This is a genomic window from Streptosporangium jomthongense (assembly GCF_042650425.1).
Taxonomy (GTDB): Bacteria; Actinomycetota; Actinomycetes; order Streptosporangiales; family Streptosporangiaceae; genus Streptosporangium.
The window spans coordinates 19,756-42,168 of the sequence record NZ_JBHSBC010000011.1 but is presented as its reverse complement, the minus strand read 5'-3'; the positions used below and the strand labels follow the sequence as shown (position 1 = coordinate 42,168).

General features: G+C 68.5%; 25 protein-coding genes. 14 read left to right on the top strand and 11 right to left on the bottom strand.

All coding sequences use genetic code 11. From position 1 onward, the window contains the following. Window positions 1-13: 13 nt before the first annotated feature. The 3 genes from darT to ACFOYY_RS11600 all read right to left on the bottom strand — a co-directional run bounded on the left by darT (window position 14) and on the right by ACFOYY_RS11600 (window position 1,876). Window positions 14-649: a type II toxin-antitoxin system toxin DNA ADP-ribosyl transferase DarT gene (gene darT, locus ACFOYY_RS11610; RefSeq protein WP_386189783.1), complete on the bottom strand. Its 636-nt coding sequence runs from the start codon at window positions 647-649 to the stop codon at window positions 14-16. A 503-nt stretch (window positions 650-1,152) separates the two neighbouring features. Beyond that, entirely contained in the window at window positions 1,153-1,275 is a 123-nt protein-coding gene (locus ACFOYY_RS11605; RefSeq protein WP_386189765.1) for a hypothetical protein, read from the bottom strand. 112 nt (window positions 1,276-1,387) lie between these two features. Next, window positions 1,388-1,876 carry a DUF1648 domain-containing protein gene (locus tag ACFOYY_RS11600; RefSeq protein WP_386189764.1) on the bottom strand — a complete coding sequence of 163 codons (489 nt, stop codon included), beginning with the start codon at window positions 1,874-1,876 and terminating at the stop codon, window positions 1,388-1,390. 363 nt (window positions 1,877-2,239) lie between these two features. Here ACFOYY_RS11600 and ACFOYY_RS11595 point away from each other — a divergent pair, with 363 nt between their 5' ends. The 4 genes from ACFOYY_RS11595 (at window position 2,240) to ACFOYY_RS11580 (ending at window position 6,356) form a co-directional block, all read left to right on the top strand. Further along, a complete protein-coding gene (locus ACFOYY_RS11595; protein WP_386189762.1) occupies window positions 2,240-3,181 on the top strand; it encodes an RNA ligase family protein in 942 nt (313 codons plus the stop codon). Between the two features lie 156 nt (window positions 3,182-3,337). Next, window positions 3,338-4,354 carry a phosphotriesterase family protein gene (locus ACFOYY_RS11590; RefSeq protein WP_386189760.1) on the top strand — a complete coding sequence of 339 codons (1,017 nt, stop codon included), beginning with the start codon at window positions 3,338-3,340 and terminating at the stop codon, window positions 4,352-4,354. Further along, on the top strand, window positions 4,351-5,421 hold the full coding sequence (locus tag ACFOYY_RS11585; protein ID WP_386189759.1) for a phosphotriesterase family protein: 1,071 nt from the start codon (window positions 4,351-4,353) through the stop codon (window positions 5,419-5,421). The genes ACFOYY_RS11590 and ACFOYY_RS11585 overlap by 4 nt, the downstream gene beginning before the upstream one ends. Window positions 5,422-5,504: 83 nt before the next feature. Then, complete coding sequence (locus tag ACFOYY_RS11580) at window positions 5,505-6,356, top strand: DUF72 domain-containing protein (protein WP_386189757.1); 852 nt, start codon at window positions 5,505-5,507, stop codon at window positions 6,354-6,356. 2 nt (window positions 6,357-6,358) lie between these two features. Here the strand turns inward: ACFOYY_RS11580 and ACFOYY_RS11575 are convergent, their stop codons facing one another. The 3 genes from ACFOYY_RS11575 to ACFOYY_RS11565 all read right to left on the bottom strand — a co-directional run bounded on the left by ACFOYY_RS11575 (window position 6,359) and on the right by ACFOYY_RS11565 (window position 9,707). Next, window positions 6,359-7,705: a cation:proton antiporter gene (locus ACFOYY_RS11575; RefSeq protein WP_352013532.1), complete on the bottom strand. Its 1,347-nt coding sequence runs from the start codon at window positions 7,703-7,705 to the stop codon at window positions 6,359-6,361. A gap of 95 nt (window positions 7,706-7,800) precedes the next feature. Further along, the gene (locus ACFOYY_RS11570; RefSeq protein ID WP_386189755.1) at window positions 7,801-8,463 is read right to left on the bottom strand and encodes a response regulator; all 663 of its coding nucleotides are present in this window, start codon (window positions 8,461-8,463) and stop codon (window positions 7,801-7,803) included. Further along, entirely contained in the window at window positions 8,460-9,707 is a 1,248-nt protein-coding gene (locus ACFOYY_RS11565) for a sensor histidine kinase (RefSeq protein ID WP_386189753.1), read from the bottom strand. The genes ACFOYY_RS11570 and ACFOYY_RS11565 overlap by 4 nt, the downstream gene beginning before the upstream one ends. 255 nt (window positions 9,708-9,962) lie before the next feature. Between ACFOYY_RS11565 and ACFOYY_RS11560 the strand changes: the two genes are divergently transcribed. Then, entirely contained in the window at window positions 9,963-11,480 is a 1,518-nt protein-coding gene (locus ACFOYY_RS11560) for an alpha/beta hydrolase (RefSeq protein ID WP_386189751.1), read from the top strand. 2 nt (window positions 11,481-11,482) lie between these two features. Here ACFOYY_RS11560 and ACFOYY_RS11555 read toward each other — a convergent pair whose 3' ends face one another. Continuing rightward, complete coding sequence (locus tag ACFOYY_RS11555) at window positions 11,483-12,568, bottom strand: acyltransferase family protein (protein WP_386189750.1); 1,086 nt, start codon at window positions 12,566-12,568, stop codon at window positions 11,483-11,485. Continuing rightward, on the bottom strand, window positions 12,565-13,179 hold the full coding sequence (locus ACFOYY_RS11550) for a TetR/AcrR family transcriptional regulator (RefSeq protein ID WP_386189749.1): 615 nt from the start codon (window positions 13,177-13,179) through the stop codon (window positions 12,565-12,567). The genes ACFOYY_RS11555 and ACFOYY_RS11550 overlap by 4 nt, the downstream gene beginning before the upstream one ends. A 241-nt stretch (window positions 13,180-13,420) precedes the next feature. Here ACFOYY_RS11550 and ACFOYY_RS11545 point away from each other — a divergent pair, with 241 nt between their 5' ends. Then, the gene (locus ACFOYY_RS11545) at window positions 13,421-13,894 is read left to right on the top strand and encodes a carboxymuconolactone decarboxylase family protein (protein ID WP_352013526.1); all 474 of its coding nucleotides are present in this window, start codon (window positions 13,421-13,423) and stop codon (window positions 13,892-13,894) included. A gap of 58 nt (window positions 13,895-13,952) precedes the next feature. Here ACFOYY_RS11545 and ACFOYY_RS11540 read toward each other — a convergent pair whose 3' ends face one another. Beyond that, window positions 13,953-14,591: a hypothetical protein gene (locus ACFOYY_RS11540; protein ID WP_386189748.1), complete on the bottom strand. Its 639-nt coding sequence runs from the start codon at window positions 14,589-14,591 to the stop codon at window positions 13,953-13,955. 310 nt (window positions 14,592-14,901) lie between these two features. On the opposite strand from ACFOYY_RS11540, the gene ACFOYY_RS11535 reads away from it, so the two are divergent. Together ACFOYY_RS11535 and ACFOYY_RS11530 are read left to right on the top strand one after the other, a co-directional pair. Beyond that, window positions 14,902-15,246 carry a hypothetical protein gene (locus tag ACFOYY_RS11535; RefSeq protein WP_386189746.1) on the top strand — a complete coding sequence of 115 codons (345 nt, stop codon included), beginning with the start codon at window positions 14,902-14,904 and terminating at the stop codon, window positions 15,244-15,246. A gap of 175 nt (window positions 15,247-15,421) precedes the next feature. Further along, on the top strand, window positions 15,422-15,928 hold the full coding sequence (locus tag ACFOYY_RS11530; RefSeq protein ID WP_386189745.1) for a DUF6461 domain-containing protein: 507 nt from the start codon (window positions 15,422-15,424) through the stop codon (window positions 15,926-15,928). 4 nt (window positions 15,929-15,932) lie between these two features. Here the strand turns inward: ACFOYY_RS11530 and ACFOYY_RS11525 are convergent, their stop codons facing one another. Then, the gene (locus ACFOYY_RS11525; protein WP_386189743.1) at window positions 15,933-16,619 is read right to left on the bottom strand and encodes a RibD family protein; all 687 of its coding nucleotides are present in this window, start codon (window positions 16,617-16,619) and stop codon (window positions 15,933-15,935) included. A gap of 504 nt (window positions 16,620-17,123) precedes the next feature. Between ACFOYY_RS11525 and ACFOYY_RS11520 the strand changes: the two genes are divergently transcribed. The 3 genes from ACFOYY_RS11520 to ACFOYY_RS11510 all read left to right on the top strand — a co-directional run bounded on the left by ACFOYY_RS11520 (window position 17,124) and on the right by ACFOYY_RS11510 (window position 19,070). Then, window positions 17,124-17,651, top strand: coding sequence for a DinB family protein (locus ACFOYY_RS11520; RefSeq protein ID WP_386189741.1), 528 nt, complete (start codon window positions 17,124-17,126; stop codon window positions 17,649-17,651). Window positions 17,652-18,087: 436 nt separating this feature from the next. Next, entirely contained in the window at window positions 18,088-18,444 is a 357-nt protein-coding gene (locus tag ACFOYY_RS11515; protein ID WP_386189739.1) for a hypothetical protein, read from the top strand. A 2-nt stretch (window positions 18,445-18,446) separates the two neighbouring features. Continuing rightward, window positions 18,447-19,070, top strand: coding sequence for an O-methyltransferase (locus ACFOYY_RS11510; protein ID WP_362783757.1), 624 nt, complete (start codon window positions 18,447-18,449; stop codon window positions 19,068-19,070). On the opposite strand, the gene ACFOYY_RS11505 is transcribed toward ACFOYY_RS11510, so the two are convergent. Next, a complete protein-coding gene (locus tag ACFOYY_RS11505) occupies window positions 19,041-19,676 on the bottom strand; it encodes a GNAT family N-acetyltransferase (RefSeq protein WP_352013519.1) in 636 nt (211 codons plus the stop codon). The two genes, ACFOYY_RS11510 and ACFOYY_RS11505, sit on opposite strands and share 30 nt — an antisense overlap. A 258-nt stretch (window positions 19,677-19,934) precedes the next feature. Here ACFOYY_RS11505 and ACFOYY_RS11500 point away from each other — a divergent pair, with 258 nt between their 5' ends. From ACFOYY_RS11500 to ACFOYY_RS11490, 3 genes are all read left to right on the top strand, one after another. Then, entirely contained in the window at window positions 19,935-21,239 is a 1,305-nt protein-coding gene (locus ACFOYY_RS11500) for a lysozyme (protein ID WP_386189738.1), read from the top strand. 82 nt (window positions 21,240-21,321) lie between these two features. Further along, a complete protein-coding gene (locus ACFOYY_RS11495; RefSeq protein ID WP_352013517.1) occupies window positions 21,322-21,951 on the top strand; it encodes a PadR family transcriptional regulator in 630 nt (209 codons plus the stop codon). Further along, entirely contained in the window at window positions 21,929-22,411 is a 483-nt protein-coding gene (locus ACFOYY_RS11490) for a hypothetical protein (protein WP_386189736.1), read from the top strand. Before ACFOYY_RS11495 ends, ACFOYY_RS11490 begins: the two co-directional genes overlap by 23 nt. The last annotated feature ends 2 nt before the right edge of the window (window positions 22,412-22,413 follow it).

The following is a 22,413-nucleotide window of genomic DNA, read 5'->3' as shown; positions in this document are numbered from 1 at the left end:
CGCCAGTCGAATTCTAGTAATACCAATTACTTCGAGTGTCTACATAAATTGACTCGTTTCGCTTTTGGAATATTTCCTTCACCTCTTTTTCGATTTCCTTGGTTTTGGTTGCTATGCCAAGAAGGCAGTTTCGGGGAACTTGTCTATGGACCAAGAACTCTGCCATTCGCCTGCGCATTCTGTCGGGATCCTCGGCTGTGTTTTTCCAGATCATGGATCCCATTAGTGGCCAGTCCACGGCCTGTTTTAGATTTTCGAGATCATTGAAATATTCCGTGATCCCGCTTGCGCAGTTACCATCCGTAAAGACCCAGTCTAGCTGTTCGGATACTATCCGGTCAACCGAGGAAACGAGGTAAATTAGCGGCTCTTGCCCTTCTCTGTACTGTTCCACTCCTCCCTTGTTGATTACGTACAACATTGGTGAGCGTGGTGCGAAGTAGAAGGGAACATAGTCTGCAGGGCATCCGCCAGGTGGGAGCGTCACCTTCATTGATCGACGTTGTTTCTTCACGTGAAGATCTCCCACTTCCACGGTGAGCTTTTGCCCTGCTTGGACGAGGGAGTCGGAGAGCAAGGCCCCCTCTTTGAGGATTCTAGGAAGGTTTTTTACGTGAGTGAAGTGGTATATGCGCCGATCGTGATACATTTCGTTATGAGCCATTCGGTCGGTTGTGTTGGGCCCATCATGGTTGGTCGGCGCCGATTTGGCGCAGTCGATTAGCTTCGAAGTGCTTTAGTGTAACGATACTCACTGATCTTCTGCTCGTGATGCTCGGAGATCAAGTGGGCGTGTGATTGTTGCGGTATGTCCAGATCGTGCAGTGCGGGCAGCGGGGCGGCGGGCTGACTGTTGCCCAACGAGGTTGTGAACAGGCATGGCTGCGCGCGGCTGTATCGATTTCGCGATCATGGTTCAGAGGCCTGGCTGTATGCTGTACGTCTGGCAGGTGGTGGCACGTGTGGGCGGCTCACTTGGAGCCTCCGGCCTCCGTGAGGTCTCTCAAGGGTCGCGGGGCTGAAGCAGTCAGGCGTCGATGAGCGTGGTGAGGGCAGGGGAGGCGCGGTCACCCGGGGATGCTCCAGGTCGCGGGCCAGTATCCGAGCTGTGAGCGTTGTGCGGCCCAGCTCTTGGACGGTCACTTCGGAACATCAGTTCTCCCGGTTGCAGCGGTGTTTGCGGTGCACGGTCTGCTTGGTGACGCTCAGGCGGATCACGATGTCCTGCCAGGACCAGTCGGCCCATCGTGCCTCGACCACACGTTCGGCCTCCAACTACTCGACGAACTGGCGAAGGCAGACCACGGCACGCAGGCTGACATCGGGGTTGGCGCCGTGCAGCGCGCGTTTGAGATCGGCCTCCGGGTGCTTGACCAATCCATACGGATCACAGCGGTACGGCGAAGGCGGCGACGAGGACGGCGCAGCCGAGGAGGGCGGCTGCCCATCTCCATCTGGCCGGTACGGAAGGCCTGCCGGCCAGCGTCAGTACGGCCAGGCCGAGCACCCCGACGATCACCCGGGGCAGGACCGCCCTGCCGGACAGCGCCGCCTGAAGGACGAAGCCGTGCGCCGTCACGAGCATGAGAGAGATCAGCACCCATCCGGGTACGACGTTCCGCTGAACGCCTCCCAGCATGTCGACCAGCCAGGCCACGAGGCTGACGACGATCGAGACGATGGGAAGCGTCAGGAGCGCCTCCAGCCTCGACACGTACCGATCCGCCTCGCCGATCGCATTCCAATGGACAGGGACCACCGCGTCGGCCGGTACCTGGCTGAAGGCCCACACCGACAGCGCCGTCGTCAGCAGCGGTCCGCAGGTGAGTAATGCGAGCTTCCACAATATGGAGCGAGAGCCATGTGATTCATCCACGCCGAACCCGCTTCTCCTGGGCTGTTGTTACTTTTCTGTGACGACGAGGAGGATTGTCCGGAAGGCTGGTCATTCCTGGTCGTGGAGACCATCTCAAAAAGGTCGTAGGCCCCAGGTAAAGCATTTCCGGTGATGAGACGGCTCCACGGAGACCACGGCGCACGGGCCACCGTGACCTCGGCCCTTCGGCGCAGAAGCGATCCGCCGCACGATACAGAGATCACGATCGGCGGCCCCGGGGCGAACCCGATCTGACCACCGGCTCCGGACCGGCAGAACCGGCTCAGGACCGGGCCGGAACAGGCTTCGGACCGGCCGGAAAAGCAGAGGTGTTTCCGAGTTCGTCTCGGCCATACTGCTCCGATGCGACATCTCGCCTACCCCAAGATCCCCGCCGCCGACCGGGCCGGTGGGGGCACCGCCGGAGGTCCGTGGGTGGCCACCGAGAAGGTCCACGGGGCCCAGATGGTGATCGCCCATGACGGCGAGGGCCTGTCGGTGGGCAAGCGCAAGGCGTGGTTGCGTGACGACGAGCCGTTCTTCGGCTGGCAGCTCCTGCGCGCCGCCTTCGCCGGGGCCGTTGAGGCCGCCCTGGCCCGCGGTGGTTCGGCGGTGCGTCTCTACGGCGAGCTGTACGGCGGCCACTACCCCCACCCCGGCGTCTCCCCGGTGCCGGGCGCGTCCCCCGTCCAGACGGGCGTCTGGTACAGCCCCGGGATTCGCTTCGCCCTTTTCGACGTGTTGCGTCACGAGGGGCCGGACGACCCCGGGACCTTCCTGCCCTACGCGGACATCGCCTCGATCGCCGCCGACACCGGTCTCGACGTCGTGCCGCTTCTCGCCAGGGGGAGCCTGACGGACCTCGACGGTCTGCCCCGCCGTTTCCCCACCCGTGTGCCGCGGATGCTCGGTCTGCCCGAGGTGCCGGACAACACGGCCGAGGGAATCGTCCTGCGGCCCGACACCCCCCTGCCTCCCGCGCGCCGTCCCGCCCGCAAACTGAAGATCGAGGAGTTCGACGAACGGCGCTTCGACCAGAGCCGTCCCTGGGACCCGCAGGTGATGCTCTCCCCGGAGGAGCTACACCGGATCGCCCTGGAGATGGTCAACGGGCCACGGCTGGCCGGGGCACGGTCCAAAACGGGGCCGTCCTCCCTCGACGAACTCCTGGACGAGGTGGTCCTCGACGTCATGGTGGACCTGTCCGACGCCTTTCCCGCGACCACGGCGGCCCTCGACGACCGCGCGGAGGCCGCGTTGCAGGCCCACGTCCGCAGGGCCGCCGAGGCTCTGGCCGGGGGCTGACGGGCCGTCGGCCGGCCCGGGGACAGGGGAGTTCGGAACGGACCTGTCCATGGTTTCGTACGGCCGGCGGCGCGGCGCGTCCACGTGCCGTTCCGTCTCGGAGACACACGGATTGCCCTCTGTATCATATACGATCTTCTATGTTATGTTGGCCCGGTGTCCACCACCGACTCCACCACGGCAACCGCGCGCGCGGCGAGGGTCGTCACCGTCACCGGTGACCTCGCGCCGGACGCCCTCGGCGCGGTCATGCCCCACGAACATCTGCTGAGCGACTTCAGCGACGGGACCGAACCGCAGGAACCGCTCACCATGGAACTGCTCGGAGAGGTCAGTCTGGGCCTCCCCAACAGGGACAACCTGCTTCTCGGCGACGAGGCGCTGGCCGTCCGCGAGGCCACCGCGTTCAAGCAGGCCGGGGGCGGCACGCTGGTGGACGTCACCACCCCCGACCTCGGGCGTGACCCGGCCGCGCTGCGCCGTATCGCCGAGGCGACCGGCCTGGCCGTCGTCATGGGCGCGGGACGATACCGCCCCACCGGTTCCGGCGACGTCGACGGGCTCACCGAGGAGATCGTCAGGGACATCACCGAGGGCGTGGACGGCGTGCGCGCGGGCGTCATCGGCGAACTCGGCGCACTCGACCCCGACGAGCCCGCGGGACGCGCGATCCTCGTCGCGGCGGCGCGGGCCTCCGCGGCCACCGGTGCCGCGATCACGCTCGACCGCTCCGCCGACCCCGCGACCCAGCGGCGGGTGCTCGACCTGCTCGCCGAGGAGGGCGCGGACCTCACGCGCGTCGTCGTCGGGCACTGCGACCCGCTCTCCCCGCGCCCCGACGAGCTCGAACCGCTCCTCGAACGCGGGGTGTTCGTGCAGTTCGACCAGCTCGGCAGGCTGCCGTCCGTGTTGAGCGTCTCCGACGACCAGGACGTGGCGACGGCCGTGGTCGAACTGGCGCGCAGGGGACACGCCGAGCGGGTCCTGCTGTCGCAGGACGTCTCGGCCAAGTCGCACCTCCTCGCCTACGGCGGCGGCGGGTACGGCTTCATCCTGCAGCAGCTCGTCCACTACCTGCGGATGGTCGGCGCGGACGACGCCCTCATCGAGACCGTCACCGTGCGCAACCCGAGGCGACTTCTGACCATCACGACCCCGAAGGCAGACTCGTGAGCCGCTACCCCTTCGAGATCCCGAACATCGCGGGCAAGGCGCTGACCGTCACGGGCCCGGTCGACCCGTCGACGCTCGGGGAGACGCTCATGCACGAGCACGTCTTCGTCGACCTGCGGCGCCCGGCGCGCTTCCGCCGTCCCGGAGAGGACTCCCCGGAGGCCGCCGAGCCGCTCACCCTCGCCAACCTCGCCCGCACGCGTCACGGGTTCCCCAACGCCGACAGTGACGCGATGGGCGACTTCGACGAGATGCTGACGGAGGTGCTCGCCTTCGCCGACGTCGGGGGAGGCACCCTGGTCGAGGTCTCGCCCATCGGCGTCGGCCGCGACCCCGAGGGCCTCCTGCGGCTCTCCCGGGAGAGCGGGCTCAACGTCGTCATGGGCGGCGGCTGGTACACCCCGACCTTCCACCCGGAGAACATGGACGAGCTCACCGTCGACGACCTCACCGACATCATCGTGCGCGACGTCGTGCTCGGGGTCGGCGAGACCGGCGTCCGCTCGGGCATCATCGGCGAGGTCGGCGCCGACTCCGCGCCGCTGACCGAGAACGAGCTCAAGAGCGTGCGCGCGAGCGGCCGGGCGAGCAGGATCACCGGCGCCCCCATCACCTTCCACGTCGGGGGAGTCGGCGAGGAGAAGATCGCCGTGCTCGACATCCTCGACGAGGAGGGCGTCGCCCCGACGAACGTCGTCATGGGCCACTGCATGGAGGCGGTGACGAACCCCTCGCTCGCCGAGCGTCTCGTCGCCCGTGGCGCCTTCATCGAGCTGGACTTCCTGGCCTCGCCGGGAAGCCCGTGGGGACACCTCTTCCTGACCAGCGACCACAAGGTCGTCCGGGGCGTCGCGGACCTGATCGAACGGGGCTACGCGGACCAGATCGTGCTGGGTCACGACGTGTGCCAGAAGATCCAGCTCAGGAAGTACGGCGGCAAGGGGTACGACTACATCTCGCGCTACTTCCTGCCCGCGCTGCGTGAACTCGGCGTCGGCGACGAGGTCATCCACAAGATCATGGTGGAGAACCCCGCCCGCGCCCTCGCCTTCGCCGAACCCCGCTGAACCCGGCCGCCGAACCCGGTGGATCACCAGTACGGCCCGCATCCGATGACCGGACGCGGGCCGTACTCGGATAGCGTCGGTACATGCGGCTTCATGTGGGATGCGCGATGTGGACGAACACCTCATGGCAGGGGCGTTTCATCCCCCATCCCCTTCCGCAGAAGGAACGGCTGCACGCCTACGCGAGCCTGTGCAACGCGGTCGAGGGCAACACGACCTTCTACGCCACACCCGCGAGGAACACGGTCGAGCTGTGGGCGCAGCAGACCGACCCCGACTTCCGGTTCGTGCTCAAGCTGCCCAAACCGATCACCCACGAACGCCGGCTGAACGGCGCCGAGGAGGAGCTGAGGGCGTTCCTGGACGCGATCGAGCCGCTCGGCCCACGCGCGCACGCGCTGTGGATCCAGCTTCCCGGCTCGTTCTCCCCGGGTGACCTCGGCGTTCTCGCGGCCTTTCTCAACCGGCTTCCCCGATCCCACCGGTACGCCGTCGAGGTCAGGCACCGGGCGTTCTTCGAGGACGAGCGGTCCGCGCGGCTGCTGGAACAGGTCCTGTCGGGCGCCGGGGCCGAGTGGGTGCCGTTCGACACGGTCGTCCTCTTCCAGACGCCGCCGACGACCGACGCCGAGCGGGAGTCCTGGACGAAGAAACCGCGCATGCCGCGCCGTACGACCGCCCTCACGGGGAACCCGATCGTCCGCTACATCGGCCGGGACGACGCCGAACGCACCGCAGAGGGCTGGCGGCCCTGGGTGGACACGGTCGTGGCATGGCTGCGGGAGGGTCGTTCGCCGACCTTCTTCCTGCACACCCCCGACAACGCCGACGCCCCCGCGCTCGCCCGGCGCTTCCACGACGAGGTACGGTCCCACCTGCCCGCCCTGGCCCCGCTGCCGGAGCCCGTACCGGTCGAGCCGCTCACCCTGTTCTGAGGTCACAGAATCGGTTCGGTACCACTGGTCGAGTGGTTGTTCCAGGCCTGGTGTTCGGCTTCCCTGAGCTTCTCCTCCGCGGTCTGCTCGACCCGGGCCATGGCGATCCGCAGGATCGGCGGAGCCATCAGCGAGGTCACGATCGCCACGAGGATCACGATGGTGTAGGCCTCGACGCCGAGGATGCCCAGCCGCAGGCCGACCATGGCGACCACCACCTCGATCACGCCGCGGGCGTTGAGCCCGGCGCCGAGTGCGAGCGCCTCCCACCTGTTGAGCCTGCTCAGCCGCGCCCCGGCGTAGGCGCCGAGGAACTTGCCGACGATCGCGATGGTCAGTACGGCCAGGCCGCTGAGCAGCACCTCGGGCCTGGCCAGCGCGGTCAGGTCCATTCTGAGGCCCGCGGTGGCGAAGAAGATCGGCGCGAATCCGGAGAGCACGACCGTGCGCAGCGGGGCGAGTCTGGCCGGTTCGACCTTGCCCGCGCTACCGATGAGCATGCCGCAGACGAACGCGCCGATGACGGCTTCGAGCCCGAGCGCGTGGGTACCGGCCGAGGCGAGCAGGATGAGCACGGCCGCGGTGGCGACGGCCGGACCCGCCTCCTCCGACCTGGCGGTGAGCTGGAAGGCGTACCTGACCAGGGGGCGGCCGATCGTCAGCGCGAACACCACGATGACGGTCAGGTAGGCGAGCGAGGTCAGCACGGTTCCCGTCGAGGCCACGTTGACGGCCATCGCGCTGACGATCGACAGCATGAACCAGCCGAAGGCGTCGTCGATCATCCCGGCGGTCAGGGTGAGCTGCCCGATGTTGCGGTGCAGCAGCTTCATGTCCATGAGCGTCTTGGCGATGACCGGGATCGCGCTGACGCACATCGCCACACCGAGGAACAGCGCGAAGACCGTGATGTCCGTGCCCTCGGGCACCAGCGTCCTGGGCAGCAGGAACCCGGCGCCGATGCCGAGGCCGAGGGGGACGACGAGCCCGCCGACGCTGACTCCTGCGGCCGTGACGCCACGGCGGCGGACCAGCTTCATGTCCATGTGGATGCCGGTGAGGCCGACCAGCAGCAGCACGCCGATCTGGCCCACGGCGTCGAGCAGGTGGAACTGCTCGGGGTCGGCGGGGAACAGCCAGGTCTGCAGGCCGGGCGCGACGTGCGCCAGGAAGGAGGGGCCGAGGACCACGCCGACGAACAGTTCGCCGACGACGGCGGGCATCCCGAACCGGGTGGCCAGCCGCCCGAGAACCAGCGCCAGCAGGAGTAACAGGCTGACCTGGAGCAGGAAGACGAGCAGATTGTGCGCGGCGATGGGCGCTATGGGAGCACCTAAGGCAGAAGGCATCATTACCCCTAGAGAGAGTAGGAATCTAGGAAGGTCTCCCCGTTAAGCACCCGAAACCCACTTCTGGACAGATCACAAACCAGTCGCGAGAACGCTCACGACGGATGAACGAGGCGGCTCTCGTAGGCGAAGACCACGGCCTGGACCCGGTCGCGCAGCTCCAGTTTCAGCAGGATGCGGCCCAGGTGGGTCTTCACGGTCGCCTCGGCGAGGTGCAGTTCGGCGGCGATCTCGGTGTTCGACAGACCGCGCGCCACCTCGACGAGCACCTCCCGCTCACGCGCGGTGAGCCGTTCCAGCCGTTCGTCGGACACGGGACGCTCCCCGTGGGGAAGCCGGTGGGCGAAGGTCTCCAGCAGCCGCCGGGTGATCCTGGGGGAGACCACGGCGTCGCCCGCCGCGACGTTGCGGATGGCCGTGAGCAACTCCTCGGGCAGGGCGTTCTTCAGCAGGAAGCCGGAGGCTCCGGCCCGCAGCCCGGCGAAGGCGTACTCGTCGAGGTCGAAGGTGGTCAGGATGAGCACCTTCGACGACGGTGAGACACGCGTGATCCGGCCGGTCGCCTCGATGCCGTCCATCCCGGGCATCCGGACGTCCATCAGCACCACGTCGGGACGCAGTGTCCTGGCGAGCCGTACGGCCTCGGCGCCGTCGGCCGCCTCCCCGACGGCCTCCATGTCCGGCTGGGCGTCCAGGACCATGGTGAAGGCCATCCGCAGCAGCGACTCGTCATCGGCCAGCAACACCCGGATCGTCACACCGCCCCCTTACCGGCCGCCACACCCGGACCAGGCCCGGCGGCACCCGGCGTTTCCGGGCCCCCGGTCTCACCCGCCCCGTCCAAACCGGGCCCGGCCGTCCTCGCCATGCCCAGGCCCCCGGTCACGCCCGCCGTGTTCACGCCCGCCGTGGTCAGGGTGAGCCTGGTCGCGACCCGCCAACCGCCGCCGTCACGGGGACCGGCCTCCAGGGTCCCGCCGTACGCGGCGGCGCGTTCGCGCATGCCCACCAGGCCGTGTCCGTCCGACGTGCCGGGGGCCCGCGCCGCCGGGCCGTCGTCCACGACCTCGACGGTGACGGCGTCGCCCGAGCACCGCACCCGTACGGCGGCGCGTGTCCCGGAGGGGGTGTGCTTGAACGTGTTGGTCAGCGCCTCCTGGACCAGCCGGTAGACCGTGAGCTGCGCGGCGGCGGGAACCGCCGAGACGTCCCCCTCAAGGGAGAGACGGACGGACAGTCCCGCGGCGCGCGTCCGGGCGGCGAGCGGTTCGAGCTCGGCCAGGCCGGGAGCCGGATGCCGGCTCGCGTCCGGTTCGTCGGCCCGCAGCACGCCCAGGGAGCGCCGCATGTCGGTCAGCGCCTGCCGTCCGGTGCCGGAGATCTGCCGCATGGCGACCTCGGCCCGCTCGGGTGAGTACCGCTGGGCGAAGACGGCGGCGTCGGCCAGCGCGACCATCACCGACAGGTTGTGGGTGACGATGTCGTGCATCTCCCTGGCGATGCGTCCGCGCTCCTCGGCCACCGCGAGCCGTTCCCGCTGGTCCCGTTCGTGTTCGAGCCGTACGGCGCGCTCCTGCCTGATGCGGGTGTTCACGCCGGTGACGGCGACGGCCACGACCACGGCGGTCAGGAAGGCGGCCGAGTTGAGGAACCTGTCGGCGGGCGCGGCCCAGCGGGCGGCGGCCAGCAGGACTCCCGCTTCGAGGACGACCCCGGCGGCGAGCGTGTACCGCCAGGCCGAACGGGCGGCGACCGTGTAGAGGGCGACCAGCAACGCCACGTCGGTCAGCGTCTGGACGTCGGCGAACCACTGCACGAGCGCCGCCCCGGCCACCACGCAGAACACCGTGAACGGTGCGTGCCGCCGCCACACCAGCGGCGCCGTCAACGCCACCTGGAGGACCAACGGCCCCGGGGAGCCGTAGACACGGTCGTTGAGGACCACGCACCCCAGGAGGATCACGGCCGCCAGCACCCCGTCACGCCGGTGGACTCCGAACATTGGGGCATTCCTCCTGAACAGCCGCGTCGCGTGACACATGTTAGGTTCCGCGACCCGGTGAACACGTGCCCCCTGGGGATGACGATGACGCGGAGGATCTGCGACCCCAGGAGGACACCCTCCGCAAAGAACCATCCCCCGGCAGGCGAAAGCCCAGGTCACGAGGGTTGTCAAGACCAGACCCCGGACTGACGCGCCGCCGCGGCCCGCCCGCCTAGCCTCGTGCCCCGCATGACGAAGCGAGAGGAGAGTCCGATGCGCGGACGAGGGATGGCGGCGGTGCTGGCCGGGACGGCCCTGGCCACCGTTCTGACCGGTACGGCGACGGCCGACGACGGTCTGGCCAGGTTCCAGAACCAGCGGATCGACTGGCACCGCTGCCAGAACGGTCCCGACGACGAGGCGGGCAAGGAACTGGACGCGGCCAAGGCCCAGTGCGCCGAGGTCACGGTGCCGCTCGACTACGGCCGTCCCGACGGGCGGACCATCAAGGTCGCGATGTCCCGGTTGAAGGCGACCGACCCCGCGCACCGGCGCGGCACGCTGCTCTACAACCCCGGCGGCCCCGGCGTCCCGGTGACCTACCTCGCGCTCATGGTGAAGAACGCCGCGCCCGAGGTCGCCGCCCGCTACGACCTGATCGGGATGGACCCCCGCTTCGTCGGGCGCAGCACCCCGCTGAACTGCGGCTGGCCCAGCCCCATCGTCGGCTCCGCCGGGCCCGACCGGCGTTCCTTCGACCGGACCACGGCGCTGGCCAGGGACCTGGCCTCCCGCTGCGCCGCCCACCGGGACGTGCTGCCGTACGTCTCGACCAGGGACACCGCCAGGGACATGGACGTGATCCGCGCCGCCCTCGGTGAGCGGAAGCTGTCCTACCTCGGCTCGTCGTACGGCACCTACCTGGGCGCCGTCTACCTCCAGCTGTTCCCCGGCCGTGCCGACCGGGTCGTCCTCGACAGCGCGCTCGACGTCGACCGTTACGGCCCCGACCTGGCCCGGTACCAGGGCCCGGCCCTCGCCGGGGTCATGCGGGACTGGGCGGCCTGGACGGCCCGTCACCACGACCGCTACCGGCTGGGCCGTACGGCGGGCGAGGTGCTGGCCGTCGTCGACCGGATCAACCGGGCGACCGGCCGGGGCCCGCTGAAGGTCGGCCGGTTCCAGATGGACAGCCGTGTGCTGCCCATGATCATGTTCAACGTCACCGGAGGAGACAGCGACGAGGCCTACGGCAGCTTCGCCGCCGACGTCAAGGTGCTCGGCGACGCGGCCAGGGGGGTCGAGGTCACCCCGACCCCGGTCCTTGAGCAGGTGCTGACCGGCTTCTCCGGGCCGGACGTGGACGGGGCGTCGGCCGTACAGAACGCGATCTTCTGCGCGGACCGGGCGGCCTCCCGCGACCCCGAGACCTACTACCGCGACATCCAGGCCCACCGGGCAGAGGAGCCCCTGTTCGGGCCGCTCATCCGCAACCTCACCCCCTGCACGTTCTGGCCCGTGGCGCCCGCGGAGCCGCCGACCCGGGTCCGCAACGACGTGCCGGTCCTGATGGTCGGCGCGACGGGCGACCCGGGAGCCCCGTACCAGGGCCAGCGGGCCACCCACCGGGCCCTGACCGGATCACGCCTGGTCACCCTGCGCGGTGCCTTCCGGCACACCGTCTACGCGGGCCTGTTCTCCCCGAAGAACGACTGCGTGGACCGGATCGTCAACCGCTATCTGGTGGACGGCGTCATGCCCGCGACCGACACCACCTGCACGGAGACCTGACCTCACAACACCCGCCTGGCGCCGGGTAGCGCGCGCACCAGCCAGGCCACCCCCCAGCACAGCGGCAACGAGACGGCGGCGGCCACGACGAACTTGACGATCGCCGGAGCGTGCAGCCAGGCCAGCGCGTAGCCGACCGCGACGAGCACGACCGGATGGATGAAATAGACCGTGTAGGCGTGCTCGGAGAGGAACCTGCCACCCTCCCCCTGCCGGTTGTACCGGTTCCTGAACAGCACGATCAGCCCGACGATGATCGAGACGGCGAACGTCGACTCCCACAGGGAGTTGAACGCCTGGTGGAGCACACCCTCGGTCGTCATGCTCAGCGGCAGCACGACCAGCGTCACCCCGGTCGCGGCGAGAAAGCCGATCCGTCCCGCCTTGGCGGGCAGCGTCTCGAACCAGCCACGCCGGTAGGCCAGCACTCCGACGACGAACATCGAGGCGTACTGCGGCAGGTGGGAGGGCGTCGGCAGCCCGATCACGATCCAGTAGGTCCCGACGGGCACCAGGAACCGCCACAGGAACGTGGCCACCGCCAGCCCGAGCGCGAACAGCACGATCGCCCGCGCGGTCAGCTCGGTGCGCCGGGGCTCGACGGCCTGCTTCGACGCTCCGGCCCGCCTCGACCACAGCGTGTACACGATGCCGAAGACCAGCAGCACCTCCACGAACCACATCGGGCCCGCGTCCCACGAGCCGAGGTAGAACAACCAGTACGGAATGCCGTCCGGGTAGAAGCCGGCGACCAGCAGGGGCCGTAGCAGCAGGAGGAACACCAGCAGGGGGATGCCGAGCCGCTTCAACCGGTCACGGACGAAAGCCCCGCCGCCCTTGCGGTCGTGGGAGGCGGGCGTGAAGAAGCCGGAGATGAGAAAGAAGAACCCCATGAAGAACGCCTGGTTGAACATCACCAGGATGTCGAGCGCGACGCCGCTGGCGTCCTTGGCCTCCTCGAAGTAGTACCAAGCGGGGATGTGGCCGTAGGTGATCGCGACATGGTGGAGGACCACCAGGACCGTGAGCACCACACGCAGGTTGTCGATGGCGAACAGTCTGGTTCTGGTCCTGGTCTCGGTCGTCACTTCGCCGCCGCCCTTTCGAAGAAGTCGGCCAACTCGCGCGCGTGCGCGTCGAGGTCGTGGTCAGGGGTGACCGCCCAGTAGGCGAACATGGCGTCGACGGCGGAGGAGTGCGTGATCGCCATGACGCGCAGGTCGAAGGCACGGAACTCGCCCGTGCTCTGTCCGAACCGGTAGATGTGCTCGATGCCCTGGTAGAGCTCCTCGTTGGTGTGCGCGCCGTACCGCGGCTTGCCCTCGGCGTCGCGCAGGTTGTGGAAGATCTCACCCAGCGCCAGGAGCTGGGTGCGGTGGTCGCGCATGTGCTCGGCCACGGACAGGATGTACGTGCGCAGCATCCCGACGGCGGTGTCCTGGCCCTCCAGCCTGGCGATGACCCGCTCGGCGATCTTCGTGTAGATCTGGGTGACGATCTCCTCCATCAGCTCGTCCTTGCCGGCGAAGTGGTAGGAGATCACCCCCTTGCTGATGCCCGCGTGCTTGGCGATGGCCGCCAGCGACGCCTTGGCGAAGCCGACCGAGGCGAGCACCTCGATCGCGGACGCGATGATCTGTGCTCGCCGCGCCTCCTCGATGAACGACATTTGTCGATCCGGCTTGTTTTCTGGCCGCATGGTCAAAAAATAACACACCCGGCCAAGCTTCAAGCCATCTGGCCAACTACTACCTTGCGTGCGCTTTCGATCACCGAAAGTGGCAGGGCTGCCGTTCGCCGGGCCCTCGCCCGGGTGCCCTTCCGGGCGGTGAGGACAGGGGCTCGACGGGCAGGAGATGTACATCACACTCATTTGCGTCACATCCGGCCCGGCTGGTTGGTCAGAGAGGTGTAACCACCGCAACGACAAGGAGCGCACCATGGACGCTCGTTTGAATCCGCTCGACAACCCGGTCGCGGCGAAGTTCCTGAAGCACCTCATCGCGGCGAACACGGCGATCCACAACTCGGCGCTGCCCACCGCGACGCAGGAGCTGGTGAAGATCCGCGCCAGCCAGATCAACGGCTGTGGTTTCTGCACCGACATGCACACCAAGGACGCCGCGCACGCCGGAGAGACCCCGCTCCGTCTCAACCTGGTCGCGGTCTGGCGGGAGGCCACGGTCTTCACCGACGCCGAGCGCGCCGCCCTGGAACTGACCGAGCAGGGCACCCGCATCGCGGACGCGGCCGGTGGCGTTCCGGACGACGTCTGGGCGAACGCCGCCAAGCACTACGACGAGGAGCAGCTCGCCGCCCTGGTGGCTCTCATCGCCCTGATCAACGCCTTCAACCGGGTGAACGTGATCATCCAGCAGCCCGCGGGCGACTACCAGCCCGGCCAGTTCGGGTAACGAGGAGCGAACGCCCCGGGGCCCGCCGCCGGGTCCCGGGGCGTCGCACGCCGTACGGTCAGGCGGCCCCCCGCAACTGGGCGGTGGCGGAACGGGCCAGTTCGATGGAGACGCGGCAGAGCCGGTCCATCGGGAAGGAACCGTCGACCAGCAGCTGTAGCGTCTCGGCCTTCGTCCTGCCGTACCGGTCGGGATAGGAGCGGTAGACCACCTGTGTCAGGCATGCCCTCTCGTCGTCCGCCCACCTTTCGACGAAGGCGCGGTAGCCGTTGAGCCGGGTGGGCGCCCCGTCGGTGGAGTCCGGTTGCCGCCCCTGGTCGAAGTGCAGGTTCACCCGCAGATCACCGGTGGTACTGGACCATTTGCACGTCCAGTTGCCGTAGCCCACGTAGGGATTCGCCGCGTCGACGCCTGGGACGAACTCTCCCAGGGCGTCCAGGCTGAGAAGCGCGCAGGCGTCCTCGTTCGCCAGGGAGTCCTGGGGAAGAGAGCGGGGATACTTCTCCAGCTCTCCGGCGCCGAGTTTCTCGGCGGCGATCTCGGTCGCCGTGTCTGCGATGTCACACAGGGAGGCCCTGCCCTTCTCCCCGCGTTTGGCGGTTACCGACACGATCGTGTCGTTGTCCGCGGACAACGCCATCCTGCGTTCGCATTCCGTGCTCTGGGCGGGCTCCTTCATGACGATGACGTTCTTCATGGTTTCGGAGGACGTGGTCTGCTCAGGAAGTGGACCAGGATCGAATTCCACCTTGACATCCACTTCATCCTCTCCCGGTGGATATATCAGGACATCGCACCGGTCGAAATTTCCGTAAGCTGGATCAATTTCCGTTTTCCCGAACCGGCCCAGTCTCACGGCGTCGACCAGACGGCACGGATCGGCCGCGAGCGGAGACGGCAGACCTCCCGGCGGCTTCCCCGGAGGGCTCACCGTCGGGCTTCCTGTCGGATTCCCCGTCGGATGCACTGTCGGGCTTCCCGTCGGGCTTTTCCGTGGGGGTGGCGGCGTGGAAGACGCCCTGTTCCCCGGCTCGGACGGGGGGTCGATCGGGATGGGTGGCCAGGGGAGGGCGATGGCCAGCACGGTGAGCAGGAGCAGGCAGGTCTTAACGTTGATTGAGCTTTCAGTAATTAAGATGGAAAGTCTGCTTATAGGGGATTTGGTGGAGATGGGCCCAAGCAGGTTTGTGGGTGTTGGCTCGGCGATCAGTATGGTCAGCACCACGGCGATGATGGTCCACTGCAGGCTGAACATCCCATCGTCGAAGATTTTGTTGATCGCGACCGCGAGAGGCACACTCAACAACGCTTTCGCGGTCGGCGACATCGACCCCATTGACATACCGACATAATCGAAGCAATCGCCAGGTCGTTTCTCCGGAACGCCCAAACTTGCGTCCAGTGGAACGAGCCCGTACACCTTCACAAAATCGATAAACCCCTACAAATCGCAGACCGTGCGCGGTTTCTGTCGGACCCGCCTGCCAGGATTCCCGTATCCGACCCCCTACGGAGAGCAGGGCTCCCATGACGTACGGCTGGCTCGACGACGAGGCGTTCTGCGCGACGCACGTCCGCGGCCTCACCCCGCACGAGGCACTGGCCCGTCTCGGTGTCGAGGTGCTCGACGGCGACGACGAGGAAGGTGAGATCGACATGGGGCTCATCTGCGCCTACCCGGCCGAGGGCGGCACCATCCTCGGCGAGGCGATCGGCTACGCCGGGTCGTTGGGAGAGGTGCTGCGGCCCCTGTCAGCGGGGACGGTCGTGGCGAGCGTCTTCGTCAACGTGAACATGGTCGCGGGCTTCAACCACTACGCGGACGGCCGCGAGATCCTGTCCTTCGACCCGCTGTTCCCCCACGAGGTCGACGACCAGACGGCCTTCCTGGCCGACCGGATCGAGCTCGGGCTGGTCCACGGCAGGGCGACGGGCGGGCTCGCCGCGGCGCGAGCACTGGCCGAACGCGTCACCGGGGTGCGGCCGACGCCGTCCAGCCGCGTCGCGGTCGCCCACGGTTTCCTCGATTACTGAGCCGTCAGGCCTCCGGCCGCCGGACGGGTTGATAGCGGGCGAGGATGACATCCCCCATGGGCCGCACTTCGAGCAGTCGCATGCGGTTCCTCGCGTCGTAGGGGAACGACGCGGGGTTGACGAAGCGGGGGGCGGCGGCGTCGCCGACGAAGAAGGGCGCGGTGACGACGTGGAGCTCGTCCACGAGACCCGCCGCCAGAAACCGGGTGTGCACGGTGCCGCCGCCTTCGACCATGAGGCGCTCCACCCCTCGTTCGGCGAGGTCGGCGAGGACGGCTCGCAGGTCGAGGGGGTCACCGGCGTCGACGACCGAGGCGACCTCGGCGAGGGCGTCCCGCTGGACGGGAACGTCCGGGGTGGTGGCGTAGACGACCTTTGCGGTGTCGCCGGTGGTGAAGAGCCTCGCGGCCGGGTCGAGGGGCCGGTGCCCGGCGATGACGGCCTTGAGCGGAGACTCCGGTCGGCCGGCGGCGACACGGGCCTGACGGCGGTGCGCGGCGCGGACCATGAGCCGGGGGTCGTCGGCGCGGACGGTTCCGGCGCCGACGAGGATGGCGTCGCAGGTGGCGCGTACGGCGTCCACCCGGTCGAAGTCCTCGTCGTTGGACAGCAGCAGCCGTTCCGAGGTCGCGTCGTCGATGTAACCGTCAAGCGAGACGGCGACGGAGGACAGGACGAACGGCCTGGTCATGTGGTGCTCCCCGGAACGTTCCCGACGACGGCGCGAAGGCGGAGCCTTCATCCGAACCGGCGAACTCCACACCTGTACGGCGCCGCGTCCCACGCTACCCTCCGGCGGAGCTCCGCCTCACCCTCCCTGCGGAAGCCCCGGCGTCGTGGCGGCGTCGCAACGCCTTCACCCGGCTTCGAACCCTCGTGTGGAGGGTCCCAGCGCCGTGGTGGTGTCGACTGATCCTTCCCCGGCCCCGCTCTCCCAGGGAAGCCCCAGCGACCGATCCTTCACCCGGCTTCGAACTTCCGCGGACGACCCTGGTGCCGTGGCGGTGTCGATCAACGTTCTCACGAACCTCCACGGGCGGCCCCGGTGGCGTGGTGGCGCCGACCGACCAGCCCTCACCTGGTTTCGACCCCTGGCACGGAAACCCCCCGCGTCGTGGCGGTGCCCACCCCGCACCTCGTCCGAACCCCCGTGTGGGACGGTCGATCGTTGTCCGGAGCCTGCCATTCTGTCTTGATGCGTGCATCTCGATGTGATCTGTTGCGTTGGCAGTTCGACCTGACCTGGTCGTTGTTCGACTACCACCTGGAACGACTACGACCCGATGACTTCCTGTGGGAACCCGCCCCCCTTTGCTGGACCGTACGCCGTGACGCCACGGGAGCATGGGTGCCCGACTGGGCGGAGACCGAGCCCGACCCCATCCCCGTTCCCACCATCGGCTGGGTGAGCTGGCATATCGGCTGGTGGTGGGGTGTGACCATCGACCACGCCCAGGGACGCGCGCCTCGGGACAGGACCGAGGTCACCTGGCCGGGTGACGGAACGAGCGCCGTCGGGTGGCTGCGTGGCCTCCGCACCACCTGGCTGACCGTCCTGGACGGCCTCACCGACGCCGACCTGGACGCCCCGGCCCCCTTCCCCTGGCCGCAGGACTCCGAGCACACCGTCGCCCACATGATCGCCTGGGTCAACTCCGAGCTGATGAAGAACGCCAGCGAGATAGGCCAGCTTCGCATGGTACGGGCCGCGTCCTCGAAGTAGATCGTTCTCAGCCCAAGGCCGGTCCGCTCGGGCCGGTGGTCGTTCTCGGCCAAGGCCCCGCGACCGGTTCGGGGAGCAGGCTTCCGGGTCGGCGAACCCGGCGCTCTCGCGCCGACCACTCGTAGGACGGCCGTGCCGATGCCGGTGTCGGCCCGTCCACCGGTCACGCCATGGCCCGGGCGGTCCGACCGACATGATCTCCTCGGTGGTGGAGAACCTCGCGTGCACACCTCGACGCGTGACTCCAGGACTCCGTCCCTGACACGACGGCACCGCGACAGACCCATGAGGTCGCGTGGACCCCGGCGGAAGGGCCGCCCGACGAGGGCGCTGTCATCCCGAATGCCATCCCAACAGAACCTCACCAGCAAAAATGGCTAAATACCTGATTTGTTAATCCGTGGTGGTGTTTATGGCGTTCGCCTATTCTGGCGAGGTGATCGAGCTGAGTTCACGAGAGAGAAAGCAGCCCCCACCTCCCCGAATCGTGTGGGAGAGCCTGACCAATCCGCGGGGTCCCGGCCCCAGGCAGTGGCTCGAACTGCAGTGGGACGAGATCGAGCCCCGGGTGCTCCGGTCGGTCGAGCCCGAGCTGGTGGTCTGGTCGTCGCTGTGGCCGAACAGGCCGAACGACGAGATCCGGTTCGACCTGCGGCCGTATGGCATGGAGACCTCGCTGCGCTGGACGTTGCTCACCTCCGCGGAGCCCCCGCCGCCCGAGGCGGTCAGCCACATGCGTTACCGCCTCAACTTCCTGATCAACGCCCAGCTCCGCTTCACCTACGGACAATAGGGATGTCACTCAACGGGACGGACGCCTACCGGGGCCTTGAGCTTCCCCCGCTGGTCGCCAGGGCGGTCGAACTGGCGGACCGGCAGGGCTTTCCCTTCTCCTGCCGCCCCGAGCAGGGGCGCCTGCTGCGGGTGCTCGCGGGCGGGGCCTCCTCCATCGCGGAGACGGGCACCGGATGCGGGGTCGGGCTGGCCTGGCTCGTCACCGGGGCGCCGTCGGGAGCCACGATCGTCAGCGTGGAACGCGATCCCGGCCGGGCGCGGGTGACGGCGGAGCTGTTCGCGGACCTGCCGGACGTCACGGTGGTCCACGGCGACTGGACCGAGATCCACGGCCGCGCGCCGTACGACCTGCTGGTCCTGGACGGGGGCGGGGCGGGCAAGAACGGGGCGGCGGCCGACCCGGCGCGGCTGCTCACCCCCGGCGGGACGCTCGTGGTCGACGACTTCACCCCGGCCAGGCGGTGGCCGATCCTGCACGAGGGCGAGCCCGACCTGGTCCGGCTGCACTGGCTGGAACACCCGCTGCTGGACGCCGTCGAACTGCGCCTGGCCGCCGACCTGGCCGCGATCGTCGCGGTCAGGACGCTACGCCCGTCACCGGTCCAGCCGCTCCCTGAGCGATGAGCGGACCGCCGGCCACTCCTCGGCGATGATCGAGTAGTAGGCGGTGTCCCGGACGGTGCCGTCCACGGCCCTGGCGTGCGCGCGCCGTACCCCCTCGAACCGGCCGCCGAGACGCTCGATCGCCCTCTTGGACCGCTCGTTGCGGGCGTCGGTCTTCAGGGTGACCCGCAGGACCTTCCACACCTCGAAGGCGTGGCCGAGCATGAGGAGCTTGGCCTCGGTGTTGCTCCCCGTCCGCTGGGCGGAGGCGGCCAGCCAGGTGCTGCCGATCTCGGCCACGCTGGGAACCCCCTCCGCACTGGGGACCGTACGGCCCGGCGGCCAGGACGGGGGCCAGGACCAGTAGTCGAGGTCGAGGAAGCGGGAGGTGCCGATCACCCGCCCCGAGGAGAGAGACCGGATCGCGAAGGGAAGCGCCCAACCGGTCAGCTGGTCGTCGAGGGCCGACCGGACGTAGGCGCTCATCGACGCCTCGTCCTGTGGCACCCGGGTGAAGTCGTAGGTCTCGCGGGACTCGGTCGCGGCGGCGACGAGACCGCCGACGTGCTCAACGGTGAGCGGTTCCAGACATACGCGTTCACCCCGCAGGGTCACAGTCTCCGGCACATGATCCATCTTAGGCAACAGGTGTCGTACGGCCTGGCTCAGGGTTTTTCGGGACAGGTCGGGAATTCACCGGAAACCCTTTACCGAAGGCCATTGACAGGTCGAAACTCAGAGCCGCGCACCCCCTGGTTGGTATTCTCTGGGCGACATTCCTCCAAGAAAGGCACCGCCTCCCGTGCCATTCGTTCCCCGCCCTTGCGATTCTTGGGGGCATCGGTCAGGATCTTGCCCGGTGCCACGCGAGGGTGAGTGATTCACGTGAAACGTCTGTCCCTGCTCGCCGCCCTCGTCGCGGCCGGGACCTTCGTCCCCGGTACGGCCAACGCCGTCGGACCGGTCGAGCCGATGCCCGGCGAACCTCAGGAGATCCGGGGGATCGACGTCAGCAACTGGACGGGCCAGGTCGACTGGCCGTCCGTCCTCGGAGGAGGCGGCCTCTTCGCCTTCGTCTACGCCTCCGAGGGCACGAACTTCCGCAACCCCCTGTTCGCCGCGCAGGAGAGCGGGGCGGCCGGGGCGGGGCTGTTCCGGGGGGCCTACCATTTCGCCCAGCCGCACGAGTCGGGCGGCGCCGAGCAGGCGGACTTCTTCGTCGACAACGGCGGTGGCTGGAACGCCGACGGCCGGACCCTGCCGGGCGTGCTCGACATCGAGGACAATCCCTACACCAACCGGAACGGCCTGGATCACTGCTACGGCCTGGACCGGCCACGAATGGTCGCCTGGCTGAAGGACTTCACCACGCGTTACCGGGAGCGGACCGGGCGGGACGCGATCATCTACACCACCACCGACTGGTGGCGGAACTGCACGGGGGACTCCTCGGCCTTCGGCCGTAACCCGCTCTGGCTCGCCCGATGGGGAGCCGAACCGGGGCCGCTGCCCGCGGGCTGGCTGCGTCAGACCTTCTGGCAGTTCGCGGACAAGGGAGTGCTTCCCGGCGGGCAGAACGTCTTCAACGGCAACATGACGGAGCTGAGCATGCTCGCCCAGCCCCCGGCCGAACTGGCCGCCGCGGGCAGGCCGGTCGGCAGGTACGGCTACGGCATCACGGTCCTCAACACCGGACCGATCCCGGCGACCAGGGTCTCCGTGGTCGGCAGGACCTTCGGCGGCCGGCGGATCATCGGGGCGAGCCCCGGCTGTGACTTCAGCGGCAGGGCGGTGCGGTGCACGATCGACGAGTTGCAGCCGCAGGGTACGACGGAGCTGAAATTCGCCACCGAGCCCATTGGGCCCGGCGACCCTGCCAAAACTCCCAAGCCCCCCAGGTCCACCAAACCCGCGAAATCCACCAAACCTGGTGAGCCCGTCAAGAACATCAGGTCCGATAAACACCCTAAGAACGATGAATCCGCTGAATCCTCTGGGCTGATCAGCCCGGAGAGGCCCATGCGGATCGGCCAGGAGGACCACGAAGCTCTCCACGACGATCTCGGCGCGCGGGGCGCGACCACCGCCGACGCCGTGAGGCCCGACGTCCCGGAGATCGAGGAGCCGGAGGAAGGGATGAAGGTCACCATCGGCACGGTGATGGTGACCATCGACTCCGACCGCGAGTGAACTTCAGGAGGGTCCGGCCGCGAGTGGTTCCCAGGAGGGATCGTGAGGCATGCCTCCATAGTGCATACTGCAATAAAGGAGCATGCACTATGGAGGTGTGATGGCCCGCGGCCCCGACCTGGTCGGCCTGACCGTGCTCGCCCTGCTCTCGGTGCGGCCGGGTCATCCGTACGAACTGCACCGGATGATCCTGGACACGCACAAGGACTACGTGACCGGGCTGCCACGCAGCCTCTACCACGCGATCGACCGGCTGGCCGGGGAGGAGCTGATCGTCCCGGCCGAGACCAGCAGACAGGGCCGCAGGCCGGAGCGGACGGTCTACCGGCTCACCGAGGAGGGCAGGGCGGAGCTGACCACCAGGCTCAGACGGCTGCTTGAGGAGCCGGGGCCGGACACCCGCACCCTCAACGCCGCGCTCTCCCTCATCGGGGGGCTGTCCGCGCGGGAGGCGGAGCGTGCGTTGCTGACCCGCGCCGCCGCCCTGGAGAGCGCGGTCTTCGCCTGTGACGCGTACCTGAGGAACCTGAGGGAGAGCGGGCTGCCCCCGGTGCTGACGCTGGAGCTCGAATGCGAGCGCGCCCTGCGCGGCGCCGAACTCGACTGGGTGCGCGGTGTCCTGGAGCGGCTCGCGTCGGGAGAACTCGCCTGGCCGGACCACACCGGCCCCGGCACGGCAGGAGGAACGCATGAGCAGGGCTCCACTGTGTGAGGTCGCCGGGGTGGTCGAGGCACCGCCGGACCGGGTCGGGCGGCTGATCCTGACGGTCGGGCCGGGTCCCGTCGGCCGGGACAACGCCTGGCTGTACGCCTCCAACGAAGGCACGGTCGAGCCCTACGGCGGCGCGGCCGGGTCCTATGGAGGCACGGCCGAGGGCGGCCCACGGCGGTTCATCCTGAGGGCACCGGCCCACACGATGACCATCGAGGTGACCGGCGCCACCCTGGCCGTCCAGGGCGGCTGGTGGTACCGGGGGGAACACACCGTCGAGCCGCATCCAGAGGGCACACTCCTCATCCATCGCGTCTTCAACGTCGCGGAACGGGGTCGCTGGGCCGTACCGCTGGCCAACCGGTTCTTCGCCGGCCTCGGTGACAGGACGAGGAACGGCTTCGCGGAGGGACTGCGCCGCCTCGGCCTCGAACTCGGCTGCGGGACACGCCTGCTCTGAGC

Coding starts and splice junctions, on each gene's coding strand:
- ACFOYY_RS11550 (WP_386189749.1), bottom strand. CDS start 13,179: ATGCGGCCAGAAAACAAGCCGGATCGACAAATGTCGTTCATCGAGGAG.
- ACFOYY_RS11525 (WP_386189743.1), bottom strand. CDS start 16,619: ATGACCAGGCCGTTCGTCCTGTCCTCCGTCGCCGTCTCGCTTGACGGT.
- ACFOYY_RS11520 (WP_386189741.1), top strand. CDS start 17,124: ATGCGTGCATCTCGATGTGATCTGTTGCGTTGGCAGTTCGACCTGACC.
- ACFOYY_RS11540 (WP_386189748.1), bottom strand. CDS start 14,591: ATGAAGAACGTCATCGTCATGAAGGAGCCCGCCCAGAGCACGGAATGC.
- ACFOYY_RS11495 (WP_352013517.1), top strand. CDS start 21,322: ATGCACTATGGAGGTGTGATGGCCCGCGGCCCCGACCTGGTCGGCCTG.
- ACFOYY_RS11530 (WP_386189745.1), top strand. CDS start 15,422: ATGACGTACGGCTGGCTCGACGACGAGGCGTTCTGCGCGACGCACGTC.
- ACFOYY_RS11575 (WP_352013532.1), bottom strand. CDS start 7,705: ATGCCTTCTGCCTTAGGTGCTCCCATAGCGCCCATCGCCGCGCACAAT.
- ACFOYY_RS11510 (WP_362783757.1), top strand. CDS start 18,447: ATGTCACTCAACGGGACGGACGCCTACCGGGGCCTTGAGCTTCCCCCG.
- ACFOYY_RS11580 (WP_386189757.1), top strand. CDS start 5,505: ATGCGGCTTCATGTGGGATGCGCGATGTGGACGAACACCTCATGGCAG.
- ACFOYY_RS11490 (WP_386189736.1), top strand. CDS start 21,929: ATGAGCAGGGCTCCACTGTGTGAGGTCGCCGGGGTGGTCGAGGCACCG.
- darT (WP_386189783.1), bottom strand. CDS start 649: ATGTATCACGATCGGCGCATATACCACTTCACTCACGTAAAAAACCTT.
- ACFOYY_RS11545 (WP_352013526.1), top strand. CDS start 13,421: ATGGACGCTCGTTTGAATCCGCTCGACAACCCGGTCGCGGCGAAGTTC.
- ACFOYY_RS11560 (WP_386189751.1), top strand. CDS start 9,963: ATGCGCGGACGAGGGATGGCGGCGGTGCTGGCCGGGACGGCCCTGGCC.
- ACFOYY_RS11595 (WP_386189762.1), top strand. CDS start 2,240: ATGCGACATCTCGCCTACCCCAAGATCCCCGCCGCCGACCGGGCCGGT.
- ACFOYY_RS11565 (WP_386189753.1), bottom strand. CDS start 9,707: ATGTTCGGAGTCCACCGGCGTGACGGGGTGCTGGCGGCCGTGATCCTC.